The 10,200-nt window shown below is 73.3% G+C and carries 9 protein-coding genes and 1 pseudogene; 1 reads left to right on the forward strand and 9 read right to left on the reverse strand.

Translation table 11 applies throughout. The features are described from left to right. The 6 genes from AC1DWC_RS26155 to AC1DWC_RS26180 all read right to left on the reverse strand — a co-directional run. Positions 1-1,025, reverse strand: a 1,025-nt coding sequence (locus tag AC1DWC_RS26155; RefSeq protein WP_477912737.1) for a hypothetical protein, incomplete at its 3' end; no start/stop codon positions are given. An 86-nt stretch (positions 1,026-1,111) separates the two neighbouring features. Continuing rightward, complete coding sequence (hflX, locus tag AC1DWC_RS26160; protein ID WP_477912739.1) at positions 1,112-2,593, reverse strand: GTPase HflX; 1,482 nt, start codon at positions 2,591-2,593, stop codon at positions 1,112-1,114. 69 nt (positions 2,594-2,662) lie between these two features. Further along, positions 2,663-3,532, reverse strand: coding sequence for a diaminopimelate epimerase (dapF, locus tag AC1DWC_RS26165; protein ID WP_477912741.1), 870 nt, complete (start codon positions 3,530-3,532; stop codon positions 2,663-2,665). 10 nt (positions 3,533-3,542) lie between these two features. Continuing rightward, on the reverse strand, positions 3,543-4,421 hold the full coding sequence (locus AC1DWC_RS26170) for a TrmH family RNA methyltransferase (protein WP_477912743.1): 879 nt from the start codon (positions 4,419-4,421) through the stop codon (positions 3,543-3,545). After that, positions 4,418-5,335 carry a tRNA (adenosine(37)-N6)-dimethylallyltransferase MiaA gene (gene miaA, locus AC1DWC_RS26175; protein WP_477912745.1) on the reverse strand — a complete coding sequence of 306 codons (918 nt, stop codon included), beginning with the start codon at positions 5,333-5,335 and terminating at the stop codon, positions 4,418-4,420. Before miaA ends, AC1DWC_RS26170 begins: the two co-directional genes overlap by 4 nt. Continuing rightward, on the reverse strand, positions 5,323-6,039 hold the full coding sequence (locus AC1DWC_RS26180) for a class III extradiol ring-cleavage dioxygenase family protein (protein WP_477912747.1): 717 nt from the start codon (positions 6,037-6,039) through the stop codon (positions 5,323-5,325). The genes miaA and AC1DWC_RS26180 overlap by 13 nt, the downstream gene beginning before the upstream one ends. Before the next feature lie 172 nt (positions 6,040-6,211). Between AC1DWC_RS26180 and AC1DWC_RS26185 the strand changes: the two genes are divergently transcribed. Beyond that, complete coding sequence (locus tag AC1DWC_RS26185; protein WP_477912749.1) at positions 6,212-7,552, forward strand: DUF349 domain-containing protein; 1,341 nt, start codon at positions 6,212-6,214, stop codon at positions 7,550-7,552. A 155-nt stretch (positions 7,553-7,707) separates the two neighbouring features. On the opposite strand, the gene AC1DWC_RS26190 is transcribed toward AC1DWC_RS26185, so the two are convergent. The 3 genes and pseudogenes from AC1DWC_RS26190 to AC1DWC_RS26200 form a co-directional block, all read right to left on the reverse strand. Then, on the reverse strand, positions 7,708-8,283 hold the full coding sequence (locus tag AC1DWC_RS26190; protein WP_477912751.1) for an Rv2732c family membrane protein: 576 nt from the start codon (positions 8,281-8,283) through the stop codon (positions 7,708-7,710). Then, complete coding sequence (miaB, locus tag AC1DWC_RS26195) at positions 8,280-9,839, reverse strand: tRNA (N6-isopentenyl adenosine(37)-C2)-methylthiotransferase MiaB (protein ID WP_477912753.1); 1,560 nt, start codon at positions 9,837-9,839, stop codon at positions 8,280-8,282. Before miaB ends, AC1DWC_RS26190 begins: the two co-directional genes overlap by 4 nt. A 98-nt stretch (positions 9,840-9,937) precedes the next feature. Continuing rightward, positions 9,938-10,200 (reverse strand): annotated as a pseudogene (locus AC1DWC_RS26200) (cytochrome ubiquinol oxidase subunit I); the annotation flags it as partial.

A 10,200-nucleotide genomic window follows, 5' to 3' on the forward strand; every position in this document is an offset into this window, starting at 1 on the left:
CCGCCGGCCGCGACCGCGACCACCGCGCCCGTTGCGCCCGAGTCGGCCTGCGCCGCGGCCACCACGGGGGGCGGCGGCGCGGGGAGGTCGACCAGCCCGGTGGCGCCGCGCAGGATCTGGATCGGCGGCAGCGGACCGCCGTTCGCCTCCGAGGCGCTGAGCAGGTCGCCGTCCGGGGTGAAGGCGATGGCCTCGCCCTGCGGCTGGTTCGGCATCGGGACCCGCACCGGCGTCGCGCCGGTCAGCGCGGCCGCGATGTCGCCGTCCGGCGCCGGGTAGAGGTAGACGTCGGTGTAGGTGCGCACCGCGACGACCCGGCCGTCGGCGCTCACCGCGCCGCCGGTGACCAGGATCGACCCCGCGACCGGCATCGGGCTGCCGGGTGTGTCGGTGGGTGCGTAGGCGAGCTGCCCGATGCGCTGCAGCGGCGCCGGGCCGGGGCCGAGCTGGTCCAGCGTCGCGCCGCCGGCCGGTCGGTAGATGCCGCTGGCCGCGAGGACCTCCTTGGTGACGATCACCGGCCGGCCGTCGCTGCCGACCAGCAGCGTCTCCGCGTCGTGCGGGCCGTCCGGGTAGGTGAGCAGGTGCCTCGCGCCGGCGCCGGTGACGGGGTCCACGTCGGTCAGTGACACCTGCTGGCGGACCTTGGTGTTGTCGCCGGTGTCCGCGAGCCAGAGCCGGCCGCCGGCCATGGCCATGTCCTCGACGTCGAACTGGGTCGGCGGCACCGAAACCGTGCCGGTGACCTGGCACTGGTCGTCGAGCACCCACACCTCGTCGTCGGTGCCGCTGTCGCCGATCGCGTACATCGTGCCGCCGGTCGAGACGAGTCCGGAGATCTCCGCGAGACCGGGATCGGTTGGGGTGCAGAGCGTCTCGAAACGGGCGTCGGACACCTGGGAACCGGTCGAGGAACCGGCGGAGCCGGTGGAACCGCTCGAGTCCGGCGCGGCCCCGGCCGGGGCCGCGGTCACCACGGCCGACCCGACCACCGCCAGCGCGAGCAGCGCCAGCCGGCTACGCATCGGCGTGCCCGGCTGATCCGGCCGCGGTGCCCGCGGCGTCGACACAGGCAGCAGTGCCCGGTTCCGTCATGTCCGTTCCTGTCCGGTCAGGCGCTGTGTCGGTACTCCTGGAGTGCGGAGGCCAGCGCCTCCGGCACCTTCGCGCGCACCAGTGTGCCTTCCGGCTCGTGCGAGGACCCGAGAATTCGCCCATCGGCGTGAATTCGGGCCATCAGGTCGCCGCGGGTGTACGGGACCAGGGCGGTCAGCTCCACCTCCGGCGACTTCACGAGCTCCGAGAGCGTCTCGCGCAGCTCGGCGATGCCCTCCCCGGTGCGCGCGGACACGAACATCGCGCCGGGCAGCAGCCCCCGCAGCTGGGTCAGGGTGACCGGGTCCGCCGCGTCGATCTTGTTGACCACCAACAGTTCCGGCGGCGCCGGGGCGTCGGTCTCGCGGAGCACCGCGGTGATCACCTCGCGCACCGCCTTGATCTGCTCGGTCGGCAGCGGGTCGGCCCCGTCGACGACGTGCACCAGCAGGTCGGCGTCGGTGACCTCCTCGAGGGTCGAGCGGAATGCCTCGACGAGCTGGGTGGGCAGGTGCCGGACGAAGCCGACCGTGTCGGTGAGCACGTACTGCCGGCCGTCCTCGAACTCCGCCTTGCGAGTGGTCGGGTCGAGGGTGGCAAACAGCGCGTTCTGCACCAGCACGCCCGCGCCGGTGAGGGAGTTGAGCAGGCTCGACTTGCCCGCGTTGGTGTAGCCGACGATCGCGACCGACGGCACCTCGTTGCGCAGCCGCTGCGTGCGCTTGGTGTCGCGGGCGCCCTTCATCTCCTTGATCTCGCGGCGCAGCTTGGCCATCCGCTCGCGGATCCGGCGCCGGTCGGTCTCGATCTTCGTCTCGCCAGGTCCGCGCGTTCCCACGCCGCCGTCCTTGCCGGCACGGCCACCGGCCTGGCGGGACATCGACTCACCCCAGCCGCGCAGCCGCGGCAGCATGTACTGCATCTGGGCCAGCGCGACCTGCGCCTTGCCCTCGCTGGAGGTGGCGTGCTGGGCGAAGATGTCGAGGATCAGGGCGGTGCGGTCGATGACCTTGACCTTCACCACCTTCTCCAGCGCGTTGAGCTGGGCCGGCGTCAACTCGCCGTCGGCGATGACGGTGTCGGCCCCCGTCGCCATCACCACGTCGCGCAGTTCGTTGGCCTTGCCGGAGCCGATGTAGGTGGCGGCGTCGGGCTTGTCGCGACGCTGCACCAGCCCCTCGAGCACCTCGGAGCCGGCGGTCTCGGCGAGCGCCGCCAGCTCGGTCATGCTGGCCTCGGCCTGCGCGGCCGTGCCATGGGTCCAGACCCCGACGAGCACCACCCGTTCCAGGCGCAGCTGCCGGTACTCGACCTCGGTGACGTCGGTGAGTTCGGTGGACAGACCGACGACGCGGCGCAGGGCGCTGCGCTCGTCGAGCTGCATCTCGCCGGTGGACGGTTCGTGCCGCGTCCAGCCGGTGTCCCGGCTGGGCCCGGTGCCGGTGTCGGCCTCGTGGTCGCGGTCGGAGTTCTCCGTTGCTTCATGTGTGTTCGTCATACAAGACCCATGGTCCCACGTCGGCCCGCCCGGGCGCACTCGGATTATCCGCCGGCCGCCCGCGGCGGCTCAGCCCAGCGTCGCCCACCAGGCGTCGTCGACCTGCCCGGACGCGACGAGCACGGACGGCCCGCGCAGTTCGGCGACGCCGCCGCGCACGCTGACCTGCACCTCACCGCCGAGCACCCGTACCCGCACCTCGCCCTCGGTGCGCCCGGCCGACCGCAACGCGGCGGCGGCCGCGGCGACCGTCCCGGTGCCGCAGGAGCGGGTCTCGCCGACGCCGCGCTCGTAGACCCGCATGTCCACCGCCCCGTCCGCCATCGGGGTGAGGACCTCCACGTTCACCCCGTGCGGGAAGAAGTCCGCGTCGAACACCGGGGCCGTGGTCAGGTCCAGCGCGGCCAGCTTCGCCGCGGTGAGGCCCTCGTCCACGCAGGCCAGGTGCGGGTTGCCGACGTCGATGCCGAGCCCGGTCAGGGTCTGCCCGTCCAGGGTCGCGGTGGAGGTGCCCAGCTCGCGCACCTCGCCCATCCCGACGGTCACCTCGCCGGTGGCGCCGTCGCAGCGGTGCACCACCACCGGGCGGGCGCCGGCGCGGCTGCCGACCACGAACTCGTCGGCGCTCTCGCGGCCGGTGGCGCGCAGGTAGTGGGCGAACACGCGGACGCCGTTGCCGCACATCTCGGCGATCGACCCGTCGGCGTTGCGGTAGTCCATGAACCAGTCGTCGGCGCCGACCCCGGCCGGGGCCGCGTCGAGCACCCCGGCGGCGACCAGCGCACCGGTCCGGGCCACCCGGAGCAGTCCGTCGCCGCCGATCCCGGCGCGGCGGTCACACAGTGCGGCCACCCGGTCCGCCCGCAGGTCCAGGCGCACGTCCGGGTCCGGGAGCACCACGAAGTCGTTCTCGGTGCCGTGACCCTTGCTGAAATCCATGCCGCTCATGCTACCGAGGGCCGGCCGGCGCCTGGATCCGCTGCCGCGCCGCCTCGTACAGGCACACCGCCCCGGCGGACGGCGCGCCCAGCGAGCTGGCGGCCCCGCCGATCGGGATGCTGACGGTGACGTCGCAGGCCTGCCGCCAGCCGGTGCTCATGCCGCGGGTCTCGTTGCCCACCACCAGGATCGTGCCGCCGGTGAAGTCGTGCCCGAAGACCGGCACGTCGCCGTCCTCGTCGGTGCCGACGACACGCAGGTCCACCCCGCCGGCCCGCTGGCGATCCCGGAAGGCCAGCACCTCGCTCGCGTCGGCCGCCGCGTACACCGGCATCGCGAACAGCGAACCGGTGGAGGCACGCACGCACTGCGGGTCGTAGGGGTCGGCGGCGTGGCCGGTGACGATCACCGCGTCGGCGCCGAAGGCGTCCGCCGAGCGCACCAGGGTGCCGAGGTTGCCGGGCGAGGTGGGCCGGTCGAAGACCACCAGCAGCGGTGCGGCGTCGCCCGCGGCCCGCAGGGTCAGCGAGGCGAGCCCGCGCTGACGGGTCTTCGCGACAGCGATCAGCTCCGGGTCACTGTCCGACTTCTCCCCCAGCTCGCGCATGAGTTCGCCGCTGACGCCGACCTTCTCGTGCCGCCACTCCTCGAGCACGCCGCGCGCCCACGCCGACAGCGGCGGCCCGTCGAGCCGGTAGAGCAACGCCTCGGCCGGCCAGTCGTGTTCGAGTGCCAGGGTCAGCGGGCGCACGCCCTGGATCAGGAACCGGGCCGCCTTGGTCCGCTTGGCCCGGGTGCTCAGGTACGACTGCCACTGCTGGAACCGCGCGTTGCGCACGGTCACCTTCGCGTCGTGGCCGTGCGTCGGGCGGGTGGTCTTCTTGGTCACGGGGTCTCCACAATCGTCAGGGCCAGCGAGGTCAGGTCGTCGTCAGCGCCGTCGAGCCAGTGCACGCGCGGGTCGCGCCGGAACCAGGACCGCTGCCGGCGCACGTACCGGCGGGTGCCGATCAGCGTCCGCTCGTGCGCCTCGTCGAGGTCGTACTCGCCGTCCATCGCGGCGAGCACCTGCGCGTAGCCGATGGCCCGGGACGCGGTGACGCCCTCGCGCAGCCCGACGTCGGTCAGCGCGCAGACCTCCTCGACGAGGCCGCCGTCGAACATGGCCCGGGTGCGGAGGGCGATCCGGCCGTCGAGTTCGGCGGTGTCGCGGTCGACGCCCAGGATGACCGTGCCCCAGCGCGGTTCCCCGATGGTCGGCGCGGACGCGGCGAACGGCATCCCGGTCAGCTCCACCACCTCCAACGCACGCACCATCCGGCGGCCGTCGGTCGGCAGGATCGTCGCGGCGGCCTGCGGGTCCGCCCGGGTCAGTTCGGCGTGCACGGCGGCGACGCCGCCCTCGGCGAGGACGGCCTCCCACTTGGCCCGCACCTGCGGGTCGGTGGCCGGGAACGACCAGTCGTCGAGCAGCGACTGCACGTACATCATCGACCCGCCGACGATGACGGGCACCGCGCCGCGGGCGGCGATGTCCTCGACGTCGGCGCGGGCCGAGCGCTGGTAGTTGGCGACCGTCGCGGTCTCGGTGACGTCGAGCACGTCCAGCTGGTGGTGCACGATGCCGCGCCGTTCGTCGACGGGCAGCTTCGCGGTCCCGATGTCCATGCCGCGGTACTGCTGCATGGCGTCGATGTTCACGATCTCGCCGCCGAGGCGCTGCGCCAGGTCGAGGCCGAGGTCGGACTTGCCGGTGGCGGTCGGCCCGACCACCGCGATCGGACGCACGCTCACCGTTCCCACGTCCCGACGTGGTAGCCGACGCCGTAGGGCGCGCCCTGGTAGTCGGTGCGGCAGCGCGGCGCGTCGTCGCCGAACAGCCCGGCCAGCACCTGCCAGGCGGCCCGGCCCTCGATGCCGAGGTCGGCGCAGGCCACCGGGTCCAGCTGCCGCAGGAACTCGAGGTCGCCCGCGGTCAGCGCGGCGTCCAGCTCGGCCTGGGCGCCGGGGGCGCGGTCGTCGAACGCGCCGGGCGCCTTGGCGGTGAGCGTGGTGGCCCCGTCCGCGACCACCAGCACCCCGTGGGGCTCGTCCGCGGCGTCGAGCCGGGCCCGGAGCCCGGCGCCGACCTCGGCGCAGTAGACGGGCGAGGTGTCGGCGGCGACGACGATCGCGTCGGCGGTGGCGTCGGCTGCGGCGTGGGCGCGCAGCCAGCCCGCCACCAGCACCGCCAGCGGCAGGTCACGGCGCGACGACGCGGCGGCGTCCGGGGACAGCGCGACCCGGACGTCGGCGCCGAAGCCCGCGAAGCTGCCCGACGTGTCGGGGCCCAGCTCGGCCTCGGTGGCGCCGACCCCGACGACGGTCCAGCGCGGCGCGAGCTCGCGGAGCCGGGCGGCGACCGCCAGGCTGGCGGCCCGCAGGTCCGCCGTCTCGGCGGCCGCAGCACCGGCAAGTTCGGGAATCAACAGGGGTGGGGCGGAGACCAGAGCCGCGGCGGTGAACACACTGCGCAACGGTAGTCGACCCTTGAATCCACGTTCTGGGGGTCTGAACTGTTTCAATGGTCCCTACTGCTCGTTCCGGGTTGAATGGAACCCGCACACGCCGAACCCCGCGGGCACGGTGTGTGAACAGACGAGGCACGGCAGCCGTGACGCGCGGCAGAGATGAGGAGTCATGACCGACAGCAGCGCACCCAAGCCAGGCGCCCCGAAGCCGGGCGCACCCAGGCCCGGCGCCCCGAAGCCGGCGGCACCACGGCCCGGCCCCGCGGTCGCGCATGCGCCGTCGGTGGCCCCGCCGAGCGATCCGAGCCTGTTCGGCCGCGTCGACGACGACGGCACCGCCTGGGTCAAGACCGTCGACGGCGAACGCCAGATCGGATCCTGGCAGGCCGGCGACGCCGCGGAGGGCCTCGCGCACTTCGGCCGCCGCTACGACGACATGGCCACCGAGGTGGGCCTGCTCGAGGCGCGGCTGAGCTCCGGGGCGGGCGACGCGAAGAAGACCCGGGCGGCGGCGGTCGCGCTGTTGGAGTCGCTGCCGACCGCCGCTGCGATCGGCGACCTCGACGCGCTGGCCCGGCGGCTCGACGTGGTGATCGCGGGTTCCGAGAAGGCCGCCGTCGCGGCCAAGGCGGAGCGCGAGCACGAGCGCGAGGAGCACACCCACCGCAAGGAGGAACTCGCCGCGGAGGCCGAGCAGATCGGCGCCGAGTCCACCCAGTGGAAGGTCGCCGGCGACCGGCTGCGGGAGATCCTCGACGAGTGGAAGACCATCCGCGGGGTGGACCGCAAGGTCGACGACGCACTGTGGAAGCGGTACTCGAAGGCCCGTGAGGCGTTCAACCGGCGCCGCGGCGCCCACTTCGCGGAACTCGACCGCGACCGCGCCTCCGCGAAGGTCCACAAGGAGGAGCTGGTGGAGCGCGCCGAGGCGCTCTCCGACTCCACCGACTGGGGCCCGACCGCGGGTGCGTTCCGCGACCTGCTGGCCGAGTGGAAGGCCGCCGGACGGGCGCCGCGCGACGCCGACGACGCCCTGTGGAAGCGGTTCAAGGGCGCGCAGGACGTGTTCTTCGCGGCCCGCAACGCGGCCGCCTCCGAGCGGGACGCCGAGTTCGAGGACAACGCCGTCGCCAAGGAGGCCCTGCTGCGCGAGGCCGGGAACATCGATCCCGCACGGGATCTCGAGGCGGCGCGGAACGCACTGCGCGACCTGCAGGAGAAGTGGGACGCGATCGGCAAGGTCCCGCGCGAGCGCATGCACGACCTCGAGGGCAAGCTGCGCGCCATCGAGAAGACCGTGCACGAGGCGGTCGACTCGCAGTGGCGCCGGACCGACCCGGAGGCGATGGCCCGGGCCGCGCAGTTCCGCGACCGGGTCGCGCAGTTCGAGGAGCAGGCCGAGAAGGCCACCGCCGCGGGCAAGACCAAGGACGCCGAGAAGGCGCTCGCACAGGCGCAGCAGTGGCGCGAGTGGGCAGAGGCGGCCGAGGGCGCGGTCAACGAGCGCTGACGCCCGCCCGGCGTCTGCCCGACGCCACCGGCACGATCACGCACAGCACACAGCCGGCCAGACCGGGACGGGCCCCACGGGCTCGACCGGGTCTGGCCGGCTGTGTTTCGCGTGCCCGGGGCGGGTGAGGCCCCGGGACCGGGCGAACTCCGGTGTCAGATGTTGTCGTCGCCCCAGATCGACCGGCGCTCGGCCTCCGCAGTCTGCTCCCGGCGCGCCTGCTCGGCGGCGAGCTGGACGGAGGTGCGGGTCCACACCACCTTGATCCAGTGGAAGGTCAGCACCATCACGGTGATCCAGCCGAGGACCAGGCCGATGGCGGGTCCGCCGCCGGGGTCGGCCGGGGACAGGGTCTGCCGCGACCAGATCGCGAGCATCCCGAACACGCTGGCGACGGCGGTACCGGCGAGGGCCAGCCAGGCCACCGTCCAGCGCCGGGTGACCAGCGCCAGGGCGCCGACGACCACACCGAACACCAGCGCCAGCCAGACGAAGATCCGGGACGGCAGCGCGATGGACTCGCCCAGGGCGACGTCGTTGCCGACCAGCACGTCCCAGCCGGAGGCCGACCCCGTGTGCGGGAGGGTGAAGCTGAGCAGCAGCACCAGCACACCGGCCGCGACGACGACGCCGCGGATGCCGGGATCGATCTCCGAGGTGACCCTCCGCTCGGCCGCCTCGATGTCCTTTCGGATGTGTTCGATCGGGTCCTCGTGCTTGTCCTTGATCATGCTCCACATCCCGTTGCGGTCGGCAGCGGCGCGGGCGCGCCGATCTGCGGTAGTCCCAGTCCCACCCCGATGGGTGGGGTCTTCGGCGTGATGCCACGTTCGTGCGAGTCGCCGGCGCGGGTGCGCCGGTGGGTGAGCACCGGGCCGTCCGCGATCAGGTGGTGCGGGGCCGCGCCGGTGACCACGGTGGTGACGACGTCGCCGGGCCGGATGTCGCCGGCGACGGACGCGGCGCCCTCCGGGCGGAAGTGCACCAGCCGGCCGTCACGGGCCCGGCCACTCATCCGGTGGGTGGCCGCGTCCTTGCGGCCCTCCCCCGCCGCGACCAGCAGTTCCACCTCGGCGCCGAGCAGTTTCTGGTTCTCCTCGAGCGTGATCTGCTCCTGCAGCGCGATGAGGCGGTCGTAGCGTTCCTGCACGACCTCCTTCGGCAGCTGGTCCGGCATCTCCGCCGCGGGCGTCCCCGGGCGCTTGGAGTACTGGAAGGTGAACGCGCTGGTGAAGCGGGCCTGCCGGACCACGTCCAGGGTCTCGAGGAAGTCGTCCTCGGTCTCCCCGGGGAAGCCGACGATGATGTCGGTGGTGATCGCGGCGTGCGGCATCGCGGCCCGCACCTTCTCGATGATGCCGAGGAACTTGGCCTTGCGGTAGGACCGGCGCATCGCCTTGAGCACCCGGTCGGAGCCGGACTGCAGCGGCATGTGCAACTGCGGGCACACGTTCGGGGTGGCGGCCATCGCCTCGATCACGTCGTCGGTGAACTCCGCGGGGTGCGGGGAGGTGAAGCGGACCCGCTCGAGGCCCTCGATGTTCCCGCAGGCGCTGAGCAGGGCGGCGAATGCGCCCCGGTCGCGCGGGATGTCGGGGTCCACGAAGGAGACGCCGTAGGAGTTGACGTTCTGCCCGAGCAGGGTGACCTCGAGCACGCCCTCGTCGACGAGTGCCTGCACCTCGGCGAGGATGTCGCCGGGTCGGCGGTCCACCTCCTTGCCGCGCAGCGCGGGCACGATGCAGAACGTGCAGGTGTTGTTGCAGCCCACCGAGATCGACACCCAGCCGGCGTACGCGGACTCGCGCTTGGCGGGGAGCGTGGAGGGAAACGCCTCGAGCGACTCGAGGATCTCGACCTCCGCCCGCTCGTTGTGCCGGGCGCGTTCGAGCAGGGTCGGCAGCGAACCGATGTTGTGGGTGCCGAAGACCACGTCCACCCACGGCGCCTTCTTCACGACGGTGTCGCGGTCCTTCTGCGCCAGGCAGCCGCCGACCGCGATCTGCATCCCCGGATGCGACGCCTTGGTCGGACGCAGCATGCCGAGGGTGCCGTAGAGCTTGTTGTCGGCGTTCTCGCGGACCGCGCAGGTGTTGAAGACCAGCAGGTCGGGCTGCGCGCCGGCAGCCGCCTTGGTGTAGCCCGCGTCCTCGAGCAGACCGGACAACCGCTCCGAGTCGTGCACGTTCATCTGGCAGCCGAAGGTGCGTACCTCGTAACTCCGGGGCTCGGTGGTCGCGGGGTCTCCGGGTGCCGCCGGTGCCGTGTCGGGGAGGTCTCGGTCGATCGTGTCCACGTCATCAAGGGTACGGCCCCGGCCGAACCCGCCCGAATCCCGCGTACCGACGCCAGCGGGAAGCCGCCGCCGCGGCGGCCCGGGCGAGCTCAGTCATCGGGCGCGCGGTCGGCGGGCGCGTCCGCCCCGACCTCGACGAGCTCGGCCGACTGCTCACGGTGGCGGGTGCCGACGTGCGCCTCCGCGCGCAACCGCTCGACCATCTGCGGGTAGTGCAGCTCGAAGGCCGGGCGCTCGCTGCGGATCCGGGGCAGCTCGGTGAAGTTGTGCCGCGGCGGCGGGCAGCTGGTGGCCCACTCGAGCGAGTTGCCGTAGCCCCACGGGTCGTCGACCGTGACGACCTCGCCGTACC

This window comes from Rhodococcus sp. P4_C10 (assembly GCF_056402135.1).

Coding starts and splice junctions, on each gene's coding strand:
- hflX (WP_477912739.1), bottom strand. CDS start 2,593: ATGACGAACACACATGAAGCAACGGAGAACTCCGACCGCGACCACGAG.
- dapF (WP_477912741.1), bottom strand. CDS start 3,532: ATGGATTTCAGCAAGGGTCACGGCACCGAGAACGACTTCGTGGTGCTC.
- AC1DWC_RS26185 (WP_477912749.1), top strand. CDS start 6,212: ATGACCGACAGCAGCGCACCCAAGCCAGGCGCCCCGAAGCCGGGCGCA.
- AC1DWC_RS26190 (WP_477912751.1), bottom strand. CDS start 8,283: ATGATCAAGGACAAGCACGAGGACCCGATCGAACACATCCGAAAGGAC.